At 44.0% G+C, this 18,607-nt stretch carries 17 protein-coding genes; 6 read left to right on the top strand and 11 right to left on the bottom strand.

The window, feature by feature from the left end; genetic code table 11:
- Positions 1-42: 42 nt before the first annotated feature.
- Entirely contained in the window at positions 43-1,230 is a 1,188-nt protein-coding gene (locus FGL37_RS02655) for a DEAD/DEAH box helicase (RefSeq protein ID WP_028071365.1), read from the bottom strand.
- A 232-nt stretch (positions 1,231-1,462) separates the two neighbouring features.
- Between FGL37_RS02655 and FGL37_RS02650 the strand changes: the two genes are divergently transcribed.
- Complete coding sequence (locus FGL37_RS02650) at positions 1,463-3,877, top strand: alpha-ketoacid dehydrogenase subunit alpha/beta (protein ID WP_028071366.1); 2,415 nt, start codon at positions 1,463-1,465, stop codon at positions 3,875-3,877.
- Positions 3,878-3,938: 61 nt separating this feature from the next.
- On the opposite strand, the gene FGL37_RS02645 is transcribed toward FGL37_RS02650, so the two are convergent.
- The 5 genes from FGL37_RS02645 to FGL37_RS02625 all read right to left on the bottom strand — a co-directional run bounded on the left by FGL37_RS02645 (position 3,939) and on the right by FGL37_RS02625 (position 9,392).
- The gene (locus FGL37_RS02645) at positions 3,939-4,793 is read right to left on the bottom strand and encodes an ROK family protein (RefSeq protein ID WP_037534065.1); all 855 of its coding nucleotides are present in this window, start codon (positions 4,791-4,793) and stop codon (positions 3,939-3,941) included.
- On the bottom strand, positions 4,780-5,886 hold the full coding sequence (aroC, locus tag FGL37_RS02640) for a chorismate synthase (protein WP_028071368.1): 1,107 nt from the start codon (positions 5,884-5,886) through the stop codon (positions 4,780-4,782). Before aroC ends, FGL37_RS02645 begins: the two co-directional genes overlap by 14 nt.
- Positions 5,887-6,085: 199 nt before the next feature.
- Positions 6,086-7,336 carry a 3-phosphoshikimate 1-carboxyvinyltransferase gene (aroA, locus tag FGL37_RS02635; protein ID WP_028071369.1) on the bottom strand — a complete coding sequence of 417 codons (1,251 nt, stop codon included), beginning with the start codon at positions 7,334-7,336 and terminating at the stop codon, positions 6,086-6,088.
- A complete protein-coding gene (locus FGL37_RS02630; RefSeq protein WP_028071370.1) occupies positions 7,336-8,448 on the bottom strand; it encodes a chorismate mutase in 1,113 nt (370 codons plus the stop codon). Before FGL37_RS02630 ends, aroA begins: the two co-directional genes overlap by 1 nt.
- A gap of 119 nt (positions 8,449-8,567) precedes the next feature.
- Entirely contained in the window at positions 8,568-9,392 is an 825-nt protein-coding gene (locus FGL37_RS02625; RefSeq protein WP_028071371.1) for a prephenate dehydratase, read from the bottom strand.
- 531 nt (positions 9,393-9,923) lie between these two features.
- Between FGL37_RS02625 and FGL37_RS25670 the strand changes: the two genes are divergently transcribed.
- Genes FGL37_RS25670 through FGL37_RS02605 form a run of 5 tightly spaced genes read left to right on the top strand, consistent with a single transcriptional unit; the run spans position 9,924 to position 12,751 of the window.
- Positions 9,924-10,088 (top strand): hypothetical protein, encoded by a 165-nt coding sequence (locus FGL37_RS25670; protein ID WP_232048619.1) that lies wholly within the window; start codon positions 9,924-9,926, stop codon positions 10,086-10,088.
- Positions 10,088-10,399, top strand: a complete 312-nt coding sequence (locus tag FGL37_RS25665; protein WP_317132253.1) for a thermonuclease family protein — start codon at positions 10,088-10,090, stop codon at positions 10,397-10,399. The genes FGL37_RS25670 and FGL37_RS25665 overlap by 1 nt, the downstream gene beginning before the upstream one ends.
- A 17-nt stretch (positions 10,400-10,416) precedes the next feature.
- A complete protein-coding gene (locus tag FGL37_RS02615) occupies positions 10,417-11,286 on the top strand; it encodes a DMT family transporter (protein ID WP_028071372.1) in 870 nt (289 codons plus the stop codon).
- Complete coding sequence (locus FGL37_RS02610; protein WP_028071373.1) at positions 11,283-11,900, top strand: IMPACT family protein; 618 nt, start codon at positions 11,283-11,285, stop codon at positions 11,898-11,900. The genes FGL37_RS02615 and FGL37_RS02610 overlap by 4 nt, the downstream gene beginning before the upstream one ends.
- Positions 11,897-12,751, top strand: coding sequence for a nucleoside phosphorylase (locus FGL37_RS02605; RefSeq protein ID WP_028071374.1), 855 nt, complete (start codon positions 11,897-11,899; stop codon positions 12,749-12,751). Before FGL37_RS02610 ends, FGL37_RS02605 begins: the two co-directional genes overlap by 4 nt.
- 1 nt (position 12,752) lies before the next feature.
- Here FGL37_RS02605 and rodA read toward each other — a convergent pair whose 3' ends face one another.
- From rodA to FGL37_RS02580, 5 genes are all read right to left on the bottom strand, one after another.
- Positions 12,753-14,018, bottom strand: a complete 1,266-nt coding sequence (gene rodA, locus FGL37_RS02600; protein ID WP_028071375.1) for a rod shape-determining protein RodA — start codon at positions 14,016-14,018, stop codon at positions 12,753-12,755.
- On the bottom strand, positions 14,011-15,996 hold the full coding sequence (gene mrdA / locus FGL37_RS02595) for a penicillin-binding protein 2 (protein WP_028071376.1): 1,986 nt from the start codon (positions 15,994-15,996) through the stop codon (positions 14,011-14,013). Before mrdA ends, rodA begins: the two co-directional genes overlap by 8 nt.
- Positions 15,997-16,023: 27 nt before the next feature.
- Entirely contained in the window at positions 16,024-16,542 is a 519-nt protein-coding gene (locus FGL37_RS02590; RefSeq protein ID WP_028071377.1) for a hypothetical protein, read from the bottom strand.
- Positions 16,535-17,377: a rod shape-determining protein MreC gene (gene mreC / locus FGL37_RS02585; protein ID WP_028071378.1), complete on the bottom strand. Its 843-nt coding sequence runs from the start codon at positions 17,375-17,377 to the stop codon at positions 16,535-16,537. The genes FGL37_RS02590 and mreC overlap by 8 nt, the downstream gene beginning before the upstream one ends.
- Before the next feature lie 101 nt (positions 17,378-17,478).
- Positions 17,479-18,501: a rod shape-determining protein gene (locus tag FGL37_RS02580; protein ID WP_028071379.1), complete on the bottom strand. Its 1,023-nt coding sequence runs from the start codon at positions 18,499-18,501 to the stop codon at positions 17,479-17,481.
- Positions 18,502-18,607: the final 106 nt, after the last annotated feature.

Genomic DNA, 18,607 nt, shown 5'->3' with positions numbered 1-18,607 from the left:
TGATTTATTAATTGCAGGTAAAAGTAAGAGAATAATTAGAATTTAACGACGTTTTCTGGATTTTGATTGCGCGTTCCGGCTATTACTGTGGCTGCTCGACAGCATTTTTTTCCAGCTCAGCAAATAAGGGTGCTGATCGTCAATTTTTATCTGACGTTTTAGGGACAGTTGTAGGTTGATCCACTTCTGGTTGTCCTCGGCGTCACAAAATGTTAGTGCCGTCCCATTTAAATTCGAACGTCCTGTCCGGCCAATGCGGTGGGTATAGGTGTCGGGTGAATCCGGTACTTCATAGTTTATGATAGCCTCCAGATCTGGAAAGTCTATCCCCCGTGCCAACAGATCAGTGGCTATTAATATGCGGCTTTCTTTGTTTCGGAATTTCGTGATGATTTCCTCGCGTTGTTGCTGCGACTTATTACCATAGAGTGCCAGGGCGGCGATGCCGTTTTTCACGAGATCAGCCTGTATGCGTTCCACGCCGTGCACTGTTCGTGTAAAAATAATCGCTTGTGCCTGAATTTTGTTCTCGAGCAAATAACGTACAAGATTTTTTTTGTCGTTTTTATCCACATATAGGACATACTCAGTTATTCCTCCTGTCTTCCGTTCTTCCACCAAAATTTCAACCGGATCGCGGAGTTTCTTCCGGACGATTTTTTCAATTTCAGGCGTTTTCGTTGCAGACTGGAAGATTGATTGCCTCGTTGTAGGAAGTGTACCCATAATCGTATGGATTGCTTTGGCAAAACCCATGTCCAGCAGTTGGTCAAATTCGTCGATGACTAATGTGGTTATACTGTTAAGGTCGATAACACCCTGTGCCATAAAATCCATGAGCCTTCCCGGTGTTGCAAGAATGATCTGTGCATCTGCATAGGCTGCCAGCTGCTTTTCGTAGCTACCTCCGCCATAAAAGCTCACTGTGTGTATTTCGGTCCCAACGGTTAGATTCGCTATCCGCTGCTGTGTCTGGATACAGAGTTCCCTCGTAGGAAGCAGAACAAGGACTGTCGGCCCTTCATCTTTTCGCTGACGCAGCAACTGTTCTAAAATGGGAATGGCAAAAGCTTCCGTTTTACCAGTTCCGGTAGGAGCAATGGTTAAACAGTCACGGCCAGTCAAAATAGCTGGTATTGCCTGTTCCTGTACAGGAGTAAGGCTCGAAAGACCCTGCTTTTCCAGATTATGAAAAAGTTGTCTGTTAAGTGTTAATGCTGAAAAATCCAAAATATATTGCAATGATAAGTCCGTGGCAGAGAAACTAGCAGGTGCAGATCACTCCGTCTGAAGCTTAATGTAATTAAAAATCCACAAAAATTAGGAATTTTTCTCAAAAAGTACTAATTTGAGAAATTAGAATATTCTATCTCAAATAACAGCTATTGATTGTCAATTTATTTGACAAACGCCAATTATATAGAATAATATTTTTGTTAAATTTGTTGAAACAAAAAAGAATATGTTTGATACTGCATTTGACCAAAACAATGAATCTACTTCTACTTTGAGCTTTGAAGAGTTCAAAAAGATCATTGTGAATGACTATCGAACTGCCTTGGAGAGTCGTTATGTGAGCCTGTTGGGACGTAAAGAAGTACTTACGGGTAAGGCAAAGTTCGGTATTTTTGGCGATGGAAAAGAGCTGGCGCAGATTGCTATGGCCAAGGTCTTCCGGAATGGTGACTGGCGGTCAGGTTATTACCGTGACCAGACGTTTATATTTGCTTCGGGCATCAGTAATATCTATCATTTTTTCTCCCAATTGTACGCGCATCCTGACGTGGAAGCGGACCCGTCTTCGGCAGGTCGGCAGATGAACTGTCATTTCGCCACACGCGTTTTGGATAATCGGGGCAACTGGCTCGATCAGATGAGTCAGAAAAACTCTTTCTCAGATATATCGACTACTGGGGGTCAGATGGCAAGGATGCTTGGACTTGGGCTTGCCTCTAAATTGTATAGGCAAAACCGTAACCTGGATTATCTGTCCTATTTTTCCAATATGGGGAATGAGGTGGTGTTCTGTTCAATTGGTAATGCCTCCACTTCAGAGGGTGTATTTTTTGAGGTTATTAATGCTGCTGGCGTACACCAAATACCTGCTGTGATCTCTATTTGGGACGATGGCTATGGTATATCGGTACCGAACGATATTCAGACGACCAAGGGTGACATTTCCGAAGTGCTGAAAGGTTTCCAAAAAGAAGAACTGACCAATGGAATTGAGATCTTTAAGGTCAGAGGATGGGATTATGCGGGCTTATGCGAAACATACGAGCTCGCAGCCAATATTGCCCGGGAAAAGCATGTGCCTTGTCTGATCCATGTTACCGAGATGACGCAGCCGCAGGGGCATTCCACATCAGGTTCTCACGAACGCTATAAATCATCCGAACGTCTACAGTGGGAGGCTGATTTTGACTGCATCGCCAAGATGAAAGAATGGATACTGAGCTCGGGCATTGCAGCGGAAGATGAGCTGGATCAGCTGGAACGTACAGCTAAGGAGCATGTCCGTCAGGAGCAGAAAAGAGCCTGGGCAGATTATATCCGGACGTTAAATCTGGAAGCAAAGGAAGCAATCGAGCTGCTGGCACGTATACCTCATGAAAAAGCAGATTTTGCAGCCAAAAAACTGCAATCCATGATCGAACCGTCCTTAAAGGAAGTGTATGGGCAGGTACGTAAAGTCCTGCATGAGCTTAAAGGACAGCATACTGCGGGGCGACAAGAATTGCTGGATTGGTATAAACAAAAACAAGAAATTAACGAAAAACGTTATAATTCCAAATTATTTACTGAGGGCGAGGGCTCTCCCTTTGGGGTTCCATCAGTGGCTGCAGTCTACGACGAAAACTCCAAAATCGTAGACGGCCGTGAAGTGTTGAATCTATGCTTTGAGCAAAATTTTCAACGTGACGAGCGACTGCTCGCTTTTGGAGAAGATGTTGGAAAAATCGGCGACGTCAACCAGGGCTTTGCTGGTCTACAGGACAAGTTGGGAGCACATCGTATCTTCGACACTGGAATACGTGAAAACTCGATTATAGGGAAGGGGATAGGTCTGGCCATCCGTGGTTTGAGACCTATTGCTGAAATTCAATACCTGGATTATTTGATCTATGGAATCACTGTAGCCAGCGATGATTTAGCCAGCCTGAGCTATCGCACATTTGCCGGGCAAAAAGCGCCGGTAATTATTCGTACCCGTGGACATCGCTTGGAGGGGATATGGCATTCGGGCTCGCCCATGTCTGTTATCTTAGGTTCTTTGAGGGGGCTGCATGTCTGTGTACCACGCAATATGACGCAGGCGGCAGGGATGTATAATACGCTCTTCCGCTCGGACGAACCTGCAATTGTCATTGAATGTCTCAATGGATATCGTCTCAAAGAGCGCCTACCTGAAAATGTCGGTGAATTTACGGTCCCTATCGGTTATGCTGACTGTGTAAAAGAAGGACAGGATATTACCGTGGTTTCCTATGGCTCAACTTTAAGGGTTGTTGAGGAGGCAGCAGTGGAACTGGAACGTCTGGGAATAATGATCGAAATTATAGATGCACAGACCCTTCAGCCATTTGACAAGGGGCAGCTCTGTGCCCAGTCCCTGAAGAAAACAAATAAGTTGCTGATTGTAGATGAGGATGTTCCGGGCGGGGCCTCGGCATTTCTATTACAGGAAATACTCGAAAAACAAAACGGTTATTACTTCTTGGATAGTCAGCCAAAGACATTGACTGCGAAAGCGCACCGTCCGCCGTATGGCTCGGATGGTGATTACTTCTCGAAGCCTTCTTCTGACGATGTGGTGGAAACAGTCTACGCCATTATGCATGAAGCTAAACCAGAAAAATATCCATCTATGTTTTAATAGGTGGATATCTTTCTGGTAGAAATAATGCAGTTATTTGCGACTGCCGCAACTACCCGAATTAGCTAAATATACTGGCAGCGCCGATCATGGCGGCCTTCTCGCCGAGTACAGCGGTATAGAGTTTGAAGGCATCGAACTGCTCGCGTCCGGCGATAAAAATAGGGAGGGCTTTGGCGATGTTGCCACCGATCACGAAAATATTAGATTGATATTTTTTCGAGAAAAACGCCATAAAATCAAATAAGTGGGTGGCATACTCTGATTTTATCAATTCAAATGCATCGCTCTCGCGGTAGTTTTCCAGAATTTCTTTCAGGCCGCTTACATCTTTTCCGGTAAGTTCCTTAAACCGTCTGACAAACCATCGCGTTACAAGATACTCTTCGAAGATACTCTCCGCATAAGGCGTATTCCATAAATCCGCGTCAAAAGCTTTTTCACCTTGGTTCCACACAGCAGATCCCAGACCGGTTCCTAAGGTGATCCCTAATATTCTGTTGTTTGACTGTAGGTTCTGCACAAAAATTTCGCCCTGTAGGAAAGCAGCAGCATCATTGATAAAATGAATAGCAGTAGGTGCCAGGTTCAATTCTGCCGCTAAGAGACTTTTAATGTCTTTATTATATAGCTTGTCGTACTTGCTCTGTCCTTGCATTTTGGAGATGCCATTCTCATAGTCAAATGGTCCGGGCATGGCGATGCCGACAAACTGAATGGCGGCGGGAGCACTGCAGACAATATCCTGAATGGTTGAGGCCCAGGTGTGTAAAATCGTTTTAGCATCTCCTTGCGAAAAAACGTGGTTTCTGACCACGTTCTCTAAATGTATATTCCATTGTTTGGTGTCAATGATACAGGCGGAAATATGGGTGCCGCCAATATCCACACCCACGACATAATTATCTTGCAGCATGTTTGTAACTTTGATGTTTAAGCAGATGATCCGCAATAACAAGTGCCGCCATGGCTTCAACAATGATTACCGCCCTCGAAACAACACAAGGATCATGTCTTCCCTTACCACTGGCGATGGCGGGGTTGCCATGGACATCGACTGTTTCCTGATCTCTCATGATGGTAGCGACAGGCTTGAATGCTACTTTAAAAGTAATATCCATACCATTTGAAATTCCACCCTGTATTCCCCCGGAGAAGTTGGTATGTGTATGCACTTGATTTAAATCATGGTCATCTGCTACAAATATATCATTATGTTCGGAACCTCGCAACTCTGAACCTGCAAAACCTGATCCGTATTCAAAACCGTGCACAGCATTGATACTCATCATAGCTTTGGCCAGGTCGGCATGTAGCTTGTCAAACACAGGCTCTCCCAGCCCCACTGGAACGTGTCTAATGACGGCCGAAATACGTCCTCCGACAGTATCGCCCGCTTTACGCACCGAGTCTATAAATTCGATCATCTCGTTTGCTGTGGCTGGATCTGCACAGCGCGCTATGTTGGATTCCCTGAGTTCAAGCAGTGCTCCGAGATCTTTTGTGTCCAGATTGGGTGCCTCGATAGTGCCCACCCCGGATACATGGGCAAAGATTTCTATGCCAAATTGTTGTAGGAAGCTTTTCGCTACGGCTCCAGCGGCAACCCGTGCTGCTGTTTCCCGGGCCGAAGAGCGCCCTCCACCGCGGTAATCCCGAATGCCGTATTTCATCTGATAGGTGAAATCCGCATGTGAAGGTCTGAAGATATCCTTGATGTGGGTGTAATCTTTGGATCGTTGGTCCTCATTTGGTATTACGATGGCAATGGGCGTTCCCGTGGATTTGCCCTCAAATACGCCCGAAAGGATCTGTGCGGTATCGCTTTCTTTCCGCTGTGTGGTTATCCTGGATTGCCCGGGTTTCCGTTTGTCTAGTTCGGACTGTATAAATTCTTCGTCTATCGTTATGTTTGAAGGACAACCATCAATGATCACACCTATAGCTTTACCATGTGATTCGCCAAAAGTGGTGATCCTGAATAAATCGCCAAATGAATTTCCTGCCATAAAAATTAAATTTCAATAAACTTAGATAAAATTGCGTTTAAATCCAACCTTAGCTCAACAGTAAAACACAAAATTGTTCCCTCGCCTGGTCATGGCTATGGCCTGAATCCACTTTGCCAGCGTTGCCTTCTCGTGTTGGTTGCGGTTAAAAACGATAAGAAACTGGGTGACCAATGATGTTGCCCACCCAGTTATTTTATTATTCAATGATAAATGCCTGGGCCTGTAGATGTTTCCAGAAATCAGGGTATGATTTCTCTACAACCTGCGGTTCGGCAATCTTGATCTGATCAAAAACGAGCGCCAATGGCGCAAAAGCCATAGCCATCCGATGGTCCTCGTAGGTGTCGAATGTGAGATCTTGAGGACAATAGACTGCCTCAGTTTTCAAATGGTAAGTTCCATTGTCTTCGATCAATGCGGCGCCGAATTTTGCGATTTCCGCCTGCAGTGCTGCAATACGATCCGTCTCCTTGATTTTTAGTGTTTCAAGTCCCGTAAACGAGACGTCACGACGTAATGCTGCTGCAACGACAACGACAGTCTGGGCAAGATCAGGGCATTCCTTGAAATCAAATAATGTTTTGTCCGTGGTCACCGGTTTTTTGATCAGATGCAGGCCGTCTGTCTGAAAACTAGACTGTACGCCAAAATGTTCCATAATATCAATAATCGCGATATCACCTTGTAGACTGTCTTTCCGAAGTCCCGGTAGGACAATGGCGGCATCCGCCCCCGCCAAGGCCACAATAGCATACCAATATGACGCAGCGCTCCAGTCTGGTTCAACATAAATTGTGCTTTTCAGGAAAGCTTGAGGCGCAATCTTTATGGCGTTTTCTGTCCATTGGTGTTCAATACCAACACTTTTTAGCATATCCAATGTCATGGATACATAGGGCCTGGAGGTCAGCTCTCCTTCGATTTCCAGTGTAAGTCCCTTCTTTAGTGCTGGTGCAATTAAGAGTAAGGCAGATATATACTGACTGCTTATATTACCCTTAATGCGGACACGGTCCTTTCCTTGAAACATTCCGCCGATTATTTTTAAGGGAGGATAGCCCGCTTTTTTTTCATAATGGATGTCAGCACCGATTTCCTTCATCGCATCCACCAGGATACCGATGGGCCGTTGCTGCATACGTTCGGTACCAGTAAGGGTGAAGCTGCCCTTCACAAGGTTCAGGTATGCCGTCAGGAAACGCATCGCAGTACCAGCAGGGCCGATGTCAATTGTATTATCGCCAGGCTGAGGGTTGGCAGCAATCTGAAGTACACGGTTCAATGTTACTGTGTCTGCGGCCTCCGAAAGATTTTGAATATCAACCTGACCCTTACTCAGCGATTGTATAATGAGGGCACGATTGCTCTCGGATTTTGATCCCGTCAACTGAACCGTGCCTTTTATTTTCCTCGAGGGATGCGTCAGCTTGATCACGTGTCGACTCATTATGCTTCTGCTGTTGGTTGTTCTTGTACATTCATTACCGCATTTTGTTTGCGGATAGACTCGTTGTGAATTAATTCTAAGAATTTTGTAGCAAACTCATTGCTCAATGAAAGTGCTTCAGCAAGCTTGGTACGTTTTTGTACAATTTCATCCCAACGGTTGACTTGTAAGATAGTGACATTATTGTCGCGTTTGTATTCACCGATCTTCTCGGCAATTTTCATACGCTCACCGATTTTTTGGATAATCAAATCGTCCAATTTGTCAATATTGCTGCGTAGCTCGGCTAGTTTATCTTCGAATGAAGGATTGTTTGAAGCCGCTTTACGCAAGGTCAAATGATCGATTAACTCTGCCAATGCCGCTGGTGTCACCTGTTGTTTAGCATCTGTCCAAGCAACGGATGGATCAATGTGTGACTCCATGATCAAGCCCTGCATATCCATATCCATCGCCTTTTGTGCGATGTAAGGCAGCAATTCGCGATTGCCGCAGATGTGGCTAGGGTCGTTAATGATGGGCAGGTCAGGGCAGGCAGTTTTTAGTTGAATTGCTAGATCCCACATCGGCTCATTGCGGAAAGCAGTTTTTTCGTACGAAGAGAACCCTCTGTGGATGGCGCCCAATTTCTTGATGCCGGCGCGGTTAATGCGTTCAAGAGCACCGATCCATAACGACAGATCTGGGTTGACAGGGTTTTTAACGAAAACAGGAACGTCTATGCCCTGTAGTGCATCGGCAATTTCCTGTACGGTAAACGGATTCGCCGTTGAGCGCGCACCCACCCAGAGGACATCAACACCCGCAGCCAGTGCTTCCTCGACGTGTTTTGCTGTAGCCACTTCTGTCGCAGTCAATAAGCCTGTTTCCGCTTTCGCTCTTTTTAACCATTCTAGGCCTACGGAACCTATACCTTCGAACTCTCCCGGACGTGTTCGCGGTTTCCAGATACCAGCACGCAAAATATTTACTTTTCCGGTATTTGCTAAAAGGTGTGCCGTTGATACTAACTGCTCTTCTGTCTCTGCGCTACATGGACCAGCAATGATTAAAGGTTTGTCTCCTGTGTCCAACCAAGATTTCAAAGGAGCAATGTCTAATGTATTTTTCATCGGAATAAAATTTTAAAGGTAAATGAAGCTGCTGTGAAGACCTTTATTCGCCTATGCTAAAGAAGGTATACCCAGGACAGATTCAGATTCAGTTTGATTATTTTTTATGTATGAGTTGATTATAGTTTTTCATTTTTGACGTATTCGCCCATAATATTAAAATTAATGCTATGTTTCAGTACTTTACGGATCGCAGCTTCGTAGTCAGATTGCTTTTTCCATTCTACATCCACGAAAAAGTCATATTCGTTACGTTTTCCGATGACAGGCATCGATTGAATCTTGCTGAGGTTGATGTTCTGTTCAGCAAAGCACTGTAGGATGGTGGCCAATGAGCCTACTGTATTTCCTGTCTGAAATGATAATGAAGCTTTATTTGCATTTTTATGTTCAATCACCTCATTTGACAGCACCAAAAAACGTGTAGCATTCTTTTTGTTGGTTTCGATTCTTTTTTCAAGGATCTCAAGGCCATAAATCTCGGCAGCCATAGTGCCTGCTATCGCCGCGGTATCCGTCAGCTTGCGTTCGGCAATCATCTTTGCCGTTGCAGCTGTGTCAGAACCCTCGGTGATTCGCACTCCCTCTAGTTCGGATAAAAATTCTTCGCACTGTCGAATCGCAATGGGATGCGATTCAATATGCTTGATGTCTTTTAACTTGACCCCAGGCAAAGCCATCAGGTTTTGCTGGATATTGAGGTACACTTCGCCTGTGATATGAAATTTATAGTCCCGCAACAGATTATAGTTGGGCAACAGGCTGCCTGCAATCGAATTTTCGATGGCCATGACAATATAGTCCACTTTCCGATGCTTAAGTAATTCACAGGTTTTCTTGAATGAATCACATTCAACAATTTCAACATCCCGTCCAAAATACTTAAATGCTGCCTCCTCATGGAAAGAAGCCTTAGCTCCTTGTATTGCAATTTTTAAACTCATTGTTGTATCGCTATTTAGCCCTTAAACAAGAAGAGTCCCGGTCATTTTCACCGGGACTCTTCTTGTTTGTATTTTATATGTATACACAATCTAATCCCGGCTCTTATTTTTAAAATAAAAGAAGTTAAAATAGAAATATGTATACGTTCTGTTCATCCTTTTGTTGTTTGACTGTTCAAATGTACGAATGTTTTCGGAATATCAAAGAAAAAAATATTTTTTTTGTAAAAATTTCGATGTTTCTTTGTTGTTTTTGACTGCATTTTTATGTTAAAAATTTCGCATTATTTTCCTCTTAATTTTATTGTATTTATTTACTTAAATTGGTTAATATTAGTTGTTTAACTTTATTTATTTCTTTTTTTTATGTGTTTTTAAGTGATTTTTTGATGTAAAAATACGGTAAAAATTGGCGTTTTTTATATTCATTTTTTGATAGAAAATATACTATTTTTTGGGTAATAAATGATGCATGTATAATGCTGCTTGTTAAGAAAACAAATTTAGTACCTTTGCCCAAATATTCAGTTTATGCTAAAGCGCGTAAGTTTTCTAAGTGTAGTCAGCATCGTCGGTTTTGTGCTGTCAAGTTTTGTTTTCAAAGGTGAGGAGAAAGAAGCGAAAGTAAAAAGAGTAATTGACGGGGATACCTTTGTTATTGAAAACGGGTATCGAAAGGTGAGAAAGTCAGGCTAATCGGGATTGATGCCCCCGAAACACGACGAACTGCCCGTAAAGAAATTGGTTATTATGGAGAAGAGACAAAAGAATACCTGAGATCCATGCTTGCAGGTAAGACAGTGCGGCTGGTATTTGATGTAGGAAAGAGAGACCGTTATGGAAGACTTCTGGCTTATGTGTATCTTGGGGACAAATTTGTGAATGCAGATCTGGTGAAAGAAGGCTATGCGGTGACATACACCCTGACGCCGAATGTTCAATATGCCGGACTTTTTGCAAAACTAGAACGCCAGGCCCGTCAGGCGAAACGTGGTCTATGGAAATAAATAAATTTAAATAAATAATGATCTTTGTCCTATTCAGTGTAATCTGCAGCGTTACTGTTGCCGTGTTGCTTAAATTAGCAAAACAGAATAACATCGAGACAAAACAAGTCATCGTATGGAATTATCCGGTCGCAGTAGCATTGACCTATTTCGTCTTGCAACCAGATTTGCTTGCTTTCTCTTTGAAGAACTTGCCTTTGACGTTGTACGGTACGCTTGCTGCACTGTTGCCAGGTATGTTCATTTGCATAGCCTTGTCCATCCGCTATAGTGGTCTGGTAAAAACGGAAGTCGCACAGCGCTTGTCACTATTTATTCCTTTGTTGGCTTCTTTTTTTCTGTTCAACGAGCAGTTGCACGGGAATAAGGCTCTTGGGATAGGGGTAGGCTTGCTGGCTATCGTATGCTCTTTCAGTTGGCAAAAAGCCGGCATCTCTGCCGGCAATATCTCCGGTCGTTACGGGAGCCTGTATCCGTTACTGGTCTTTATCGGTATGGGCATCATTGATATTCTTTTTAAACAGGTCGCTCTGCATGGGACGGTTCCTTATGTCAGCGCAATGTTTATTATCTTTGCGATGGCTATGTTGGTCGCTTTTGGCATGCTTCTTTATTTTTTAGGTGTGGAAAAACAGCGTTTTTCAATACCTGCTGTCGGGTACGGTATATTCTTGGGGACATTCAATTTCTGCAATATATTGTTTTATATGAAAGCCCACAGGGCTTTGCCCGAAAATCCGTCGGTTGTGTTTACCGGAATGAATATCGGTGTCATTTCTTTGGGCGCATTAGTTGGTGTACTTTTTTTTAAAGAAAGACTATCGCGCTTAAATTATCTGGGTATAGTATTTTCCATGGTTTCAGTTTTAATTATAGCTTATCTGTGAGTTTGTTTGAGGATACATATCGTACCGTTGAGAGGACGTATGAGGGAATTTTTAGGGACAAGGGAAGTAAATTTATTGCTTATGCCTTTCCTTTCCGGTCGGAGGATAGGTTGAAAGACATCCTGCAGGAAGTTAAAGCTCTGCATCCAAAAGCCAGACATCATTGCTGGGCATATCGCCTGACTCCGGACCGCAATGTATTCCGTTTCAATGACGACGGCGAGCCCTCAGGAACAGCAGGGCGGCCGATTTTAAATGCCTTGCTTTCCGCAGATATCACCAATATAATCGTTGTTGTGGTACGCTACTTTGGGGGCACCTTATTGGGCGTGCCCGGATTAATCAATGCTTACAAATCGGCCACCCAGGATGCGATAGATCAGGCAGAAATTATTGAGCGCACGGTAAATGATATTTATGGGCTCAGCTTCAGTTACTTGAATATGAATGATGTGATGCGAGTTATAAAGGAAGAGGGACTTGAAATAATAAGACAGGAATTTGACAACAGCTGTTATCTGGAATTTGAGGTGCGCAAAATGCAGGTGAATACTGTCGTGGAGCGCTTTTCCAAAATTGAAGACAGTCAGTTAACATACTTACGGACGATATGATCAATGATTCAGAACTGATTTTAAATGCGGATGGTAGCATCTATCACCTGAACTTGTTGCCCGAAGATCTGGCCGAAACAGTGATCACGGTAGGAGATCCGGAGCGTGTAGCCAAGGTGTCGAAATATTTTGACCATATTGAGGTCAAAAAAGGAAAGCGAGAGTTTATTACGCATACCGGATATGTCGGCAGTAAACGCTTGTCAGTCGTTTCTACGGGTATAGGTACAGACAATATTGATATCGTACTTAACGAGCTCGATGCATTGGTCAACATTGACTTGCAGCGCAGGCTGGTGAAGACGGAACTGACAGCATTGGAAATTATCCGTATCGGCACATCCGGCGCTGTTCAGCAAGATATCGAAATGGGGACTATTTTAGCATCCGCTTATGGCGTAGGCATGGATGCGCTGATGCACTATTACGAAAAGCCCGACGATGCCGCCGAACGGAATATTCAGCATGCGCTGATTCAGTATTTGCCGCAATTAGGTCTCAAACCCTATGTGGCCCGTGCCAGTCAACCTCTCCTGGAACGTATAGCTTTTGATCTGCCACAGGGAATGACGCTGACAGCTCCCGGTTTTTATGCACCTCAGGGACGCTGTGTCAGGTCTTCAAATGTCATCCCTGATTTTATTCCCTTAGTTAGCGGCTTTCGCTGTGGTGACTTGCGTTTTACCAATCTGGAAATGGAGACCGCCGGTATCTATGCCATGGCACGCATGTTCGGCCATCAGGCGATTTCTATCAATGCTATTTTAGCAAGCCGGGTGGCGGGTAAATTCTCAGCAGATCCGGAGTCTATAGTGGACAAGGCCATTCGGCTTGTTCTGGAAAGAATTTAGATTAGACAACCCCCTTCCGGTTCGAGTCAAATTTCAACATGATAAACAGCAGAATGGTGAAACTCCAGAGGGAGGACCCACCATAACTAATAAACGGTAAAGGGATGCCAATAACCGGTACTATCCCTATGGTCATTCCGATATTGATGAAGAAATGGAAAAATAGGATGGAGGCCACACCATAAGCATAGATCCGTGCAAAAGCTGACCGCTGTCGCTCGGCGATATGGATAATACGCAAAAGGAGGGTCACATAGATGGCCAGCAATGTGACTGAGCCTACAAAACCCCATTCCTCCCCAACCGTACAGAAAATAAAATCCGTACTCTGTTCGGGCACGAAATTGTATTTTGTCTGTGTACCCTGTAAATATCCCTTTCCCCAGAACTGTCCCGAACCAATAGCAATTTTAGACTGATTCAAATTGTAACCCTGGCCTCTTGGGTCGTCCATTTTTCCAAGAATAATATCGATCCGGTTGCGTTGATGTGGCTGCAGTACGTGGTCGTACACAAGATCCACGCATAAAATAAATACCGAGCATGCGGCAAGAAGAATACTCAAATTAATCAGATATTTTCTCTTTTTGCGAAAGCTCCACATAAAAAAGCCAATAATGACAGTAAGCACAAGGATAAGTATCCAGGGGTTGAACAGCAGGGCGAGGACAAATAACAGGATACATAGCCCTCCAAATATCAAGAGTTCATTGTTAACATACCCTTCGCGATAAAACACGAAGATTAAAGAAAAGAAAGCCAACGCGGATCCCGTGTCGGGCTGGAGCATTACCAAAAAAACCGGGAACAATACAATTCCGGCGCCCATAGCAAGGGTCTGCATCGTGGGGGCTTTGTTGCTTTGTGCACTTAAGAAGTTTGCCAATAACAGGCAGGTAGACAGCTTCGCAAACTCCGACGGTTGTAACCGGAAGAAGCCCAGGTCAATCCAGGCCTGATTGCCGCCCACATTGCGACCCACCACCAGTACGATAATCAGCAGGATGGCTGTAATGCCGTAAAAAATAGGCGATGCCGAACTAAAAAATTTCGCATCAATGATCAGAATAGAAACACCCAGTATAATAGCGGATATCAGGTATAGAGACTGTTTCCCATAGTTGGTGCCCAAGGTGAAAAAACTGGGCATCTCCGGATTGAAAACTGCGGCGCGGATATTGAACAGGCCTATAAGACATAAGGAAAACCATAAGATGATGGTCAGCCAGTCTATTTTTCCAAAGAAACTATTTTTTTGGTTATTCATATCTTCTTCTTATCGCGCTATGGTGAACAATGGTTTCTTTTGATTTTGTCAATGCCGCTAGTTGACGTTTTGATTTCGTGCTGTCGGTTTTTGTTTTGATGGTATCCGTCTTTTTGACATCTTTATTTTTCGGGTCCTTTACATCCTTTGGAGTCGGCAGGAAGTTAGCCTTATAGATGCGGTCCTGAATATATTTTGGTGTAGTTATTGTATCTTTAAGATACTTCTCGACCATCATACTGGCAATAGGACCAGCCCAGGTACCTCCATAGCCTGCATTTTCAACAAATACCGCAATGGCAATTTTCGGGTTTTCACGGGGCGCAAATGCAAAAAAAACAGCATGATTCTCTCCATGCGGGTTTTGTGCTGTACCCGTCTTGCCGCACATTTCAATGCCGGCGATGCGGTTTGACCAAGCTGTTCCCTCTGGTGTGTTGACTGCATCGCTCATCCCCTGGATCACGACAGGATAGTATTTCTCATCTACGCCTGCACTGATCTTCTCGGTAAATTCTTTTTTGATAATTTTCTTTGCGCCTATGCCTTTGATAAGATGTGGCCTATAATAAAAGCCTTTATTGGCCACAATGGCCATGATATTTGCCATTTGTAATGGTGTTATCCCCATTTCGCCCTGTCCGATGGATAGGGAGATATTGAAGCTCGAACGCCATTTGTCGTTGCCATATCGCTTTGTATAGAACTCGGAGGTGGGTAGTAGTCCTGCTTTTTCACCAGGTAGATCGATACCCAATTTATGTCCTATACCGAATTTCGTGACGGCGTTGCGCCATAGATCATAGGCTTTTGGGCCTGAAAGTCCTCTTCCGTCTATCATTTTGGCATAGGTAAATCCGTAATATGTGTTACAGGATACTGCCACAGAGCGCTGCAGTGTCGTCGATCCGTGATAATGGGTGCACCCCATCCAGCCGCGTCCGCCCCCGTAACTATAGCCATGCGGGCAGAAAAAGACCGTGTTGCGGTCGATCACCCCTGCCTGCTGTGCTGTCAGCGCCGAAACCACCTTAAATACGGACCCGGGTGGGTAGGAGGCCTGAATAGGGCGGTTAAATAAAGGGTTGTTTGTTTTGTCCTCCAGCAGTTTCATATAATTGTTACCCGCCTGCCTGCCGACCATCAAGTTGGGGTTGTAACTAGGGCTACTGACATAAGCGAGGATTTCGCCCGTTGCCGGTTCGATTGCAACGATAGAGCCCAGCTTGTTCTTCATTAACTTTTCACCCAATATCTGCAAATCTTTGTCCAGTGACGAAATAAGGCCCTCACCTGCAACAGCAAGGGTATCATATTTACCATCCATAAATATGCCCTTAGGACGGTTGAGCGCATCCACCATTAGATTGTTAACCCCTCTTTTTCCGCGAAGTAAATCCTCATAGGAACGCTCAACGCCACTGCGCCCAATATAGTCACCGCTACGATAAAAACCGTTGGAACGTTTGATGTCCGGCTCATTTACTTCGCTCACATAACCAAGGAAATGGGATGCTATGCTATCTGGATAATTTCTGATCGTTCTTTTTTGTACATAGAAGCCGCGGAATTGGTACTGATATTCCTGGTACTGTGCCCAGGTCCGGACCGAAAGCTGCTTTTCAAAGATGGAGGCCCGATAAGGCGAATGCGCCCTGGCCTTTTCCATCCGCTTGATGAAACCTTCTTTGTCGATTTCGATTAATTTGCAAAATAAAGCAGTATCAATTTCTTTGACCTCCCGGGGAGTAACCATAAGGTCATAGACAGGTTCGTTTTGGACCAGCACTTTGCCGTTACGGTCCAAGATCACACCTCGGGCAGGGTAGACAATCACTTTGCGCATCACATTGCTGTTGGCCGAATGTATATAAGAGTCGTCAATGATCTGCAGATAAAATAAGCGGGCGACCAAGGTCAATGCAATGGCAATAAAAATTCCGGAAACGACGTACTTACGAGCAAAATAACTGTTCATAGAAATAAATTTCTATCCACCGGCCAATTACAGCCGATCTTTCTTTTTGTAGAATAATATGCTAAATACTAGCATGATAATTACCGTAAATATACAACTTAAAACAATACTGAGCAGTGTATACTGAATGTGCTGAAAGGAAAATGATTCCAACAGGTATAAGAACGTATGATGAATCAATGTTCCAAAGAAAAGATATGGAAAGAACCACCTGAAATTCATCAGGCCCAACATGGGGGTCAGAAATGATTCGCGCTCTTCGATTTCAAGTGTAATTTTCATGAAGAAAATCCGGAAGGCCGCCAGGGCTATACAGGCCGCTGTGTTTACCCCCAAGGTATCATAAAAAGAATCTACAGTAAGTCCCGTAAGAAATGCCAGCAGGTAGACAAGGAAATTTGGCGTGCCGGTAGGCAGCAAAAAAATAAATAAGACATAAGGAAAGGCAGCTACCAGATTGTAATACCCGATATTCTTGAATAAGAATACCTGTATCCCAATCAAAACGATAAACCGAATAATATTAAATATCAGAATCCTAGCCATTGTCTTTCGTCGCTTCTTCCAGTGTTTTTAGTTCATTGTTTAATAAGTCCTTGACAACATACACGTGCTGCAGATTGGAGAAATTGGTACTTAAAAGAATCCTTAGATCCAAAAATGCATCCCCGGAGGAAATTCCCGTCTGTATAACCGTTCCGACAAAAATGCCTTTTGGAAAATGGCCCGAATATCCTGAGGTGTATACTTTATCGCCTTTCTTTACTTTTACATGGTTGGGAATTTCCTTGACCATGGCTGCTCGGTAATCAATATTGTTTCCCCAGACCAAAGAACCAAAGACTTCGGTATGTCCTAATGTCACTGAGATACGTGTATCTGGATGTAATAAAGACTGTACCGTGGAAAAGTTGGGCGACACATTCAGCACGATGCCGACGACACCATTGGGCGCGATCACTCCCATTCCTTTTTCGATACCATCTTTAGTACCTTTGTCCAATGTTATGGTATTCGCTTTTTGATGAATGCTATTATTGATCACATTGGCCACGATAAACTGATATCGGCCAAACTCGCTGCTGTCTATGGGGGGGATAGGACCTATCTTGATGCTATCAGTGGATTTGTAAGCCTGAAGATCTTTTCGTAATTGGGCATTTTCCTTAGCCAGCGCTTCATTGGTTTCGCCCAGATGCAGATAGCTCTTCCATGAATTTATCCTCGCGTAGAGATTGCCGATCACCTCATTGGAAGAGTTGAAAACTGCATTGCGCTGATAGGAGTTGTTGGTGATAACCAAAAACAGCGAGAACCCAAAAAATAGGATAAACCAAAAGAATGCATTATATCGTCTCAGGAATAACCACAGGTTTCTCATGTGCTGCTGTCGGTGTTGTATTTAATAAGCAAGCGATATAATAATTTTGCATATTATATCGCTCTTTAATAAAATATTGTTAATTAATTATCGAACGTTACTTATTGCATCAAAAATTTGAAACGGCCAATATTTTTAAGTGCAATACCGGTTCCCCTGACGACAGCGCGAAGCGGATCTTCGGCAATATGAACAGGAAGTTTTGTTTTGGCTTGAATACGGCGGTCCAGACCGCGTAATAAAGCACCGCCACCAGTGAGGTAAATGCCCGTTTGATAAATATCTGCCGATAATTCAGGAGGGGTAATCTCCAGCGCTTTTAAGATAGCCTCCTCAATTTTAGAGATCGATTTATCCAGACAATGAGCGATTTCTGTATAAGATACGGTAATCTGTTTAGGAACACCGGTCATCAGGTCCCGGCCCTGAACGGCAAAATCCGCGGGTGGCTCCTGCAGTTCGGGAAGGGCGGCACCGACTTCGATCTTAATTTTTTCTGCCGTGCGCTCACCGATCATGATATTATGTTGTCTACGGATATACTGTACGATATCCGAGTCGAAATTATCTCCGGCAACACGGATGGACTGGTCACACACAATGCCCGATAGTGCGATGACGGCAATTTCCGTCGTACCGCCACCAATATCAATGATCATGTTCCCCATCGGCTCTTCGACGTCGATGCCGATACCGACCGCTGCCGCCATAGGCTCGTGAATGAGATAAACTTCTTTGGCTCCGGCAATCTCTGCAGAATCGCGCACCGCCCGTTTCTCAACTTCCGTAATGCCCGAAGGGATACAAACCACCATCCGCAAGGAAGGGAAAAACCAGCTTTTGCCATTGTTGACCAATTTGACCATACCCCTGATTAAATGTTCGGCAGCGGTAAAATCAGCAATTACCCCATCACGTAAAGGTCGTACCGTTTTTATATTATCATGTGTCTTTCCCTCCATTTGCATCGCCTGACGTCCGATCGCAATGACTTTGTTCGTCGTGCGGTCAAATGCGACAATAGAAGGTTCGTCCACTACTACTTTGTCATTATGAATGATGAGGGTATTTGCAGTACCCAAGTCAATCGCAACTTCTTGCGTAAACCAGTTAAATAAGCCCATCTGCTAATCCTTAAGCTATTTTAAAATAATATGCAAACCTACACAAAAAAAATTAATCTTTTTGAGGTTCTACATCAAAAAAAACTATATTCTGAAAGTAAATTCT

The sequence above is a fragment of the Sphingobacterium thalpophilum genome, assembly GCF_901482695.1.
GTDB classification, from domain to species: Bacteria; Bacteroidota; Bacteroidia; order Sphingobacteriales; family Sphingobacteriaceae; genus Sphingobacterium; species Sphingobacterium thalpophilum.
The sequence above is the reverse complement of the archived record's forward strand: the minus strand, read 5'-3'. Positions and strand labels throughout refer to the sequence as shown.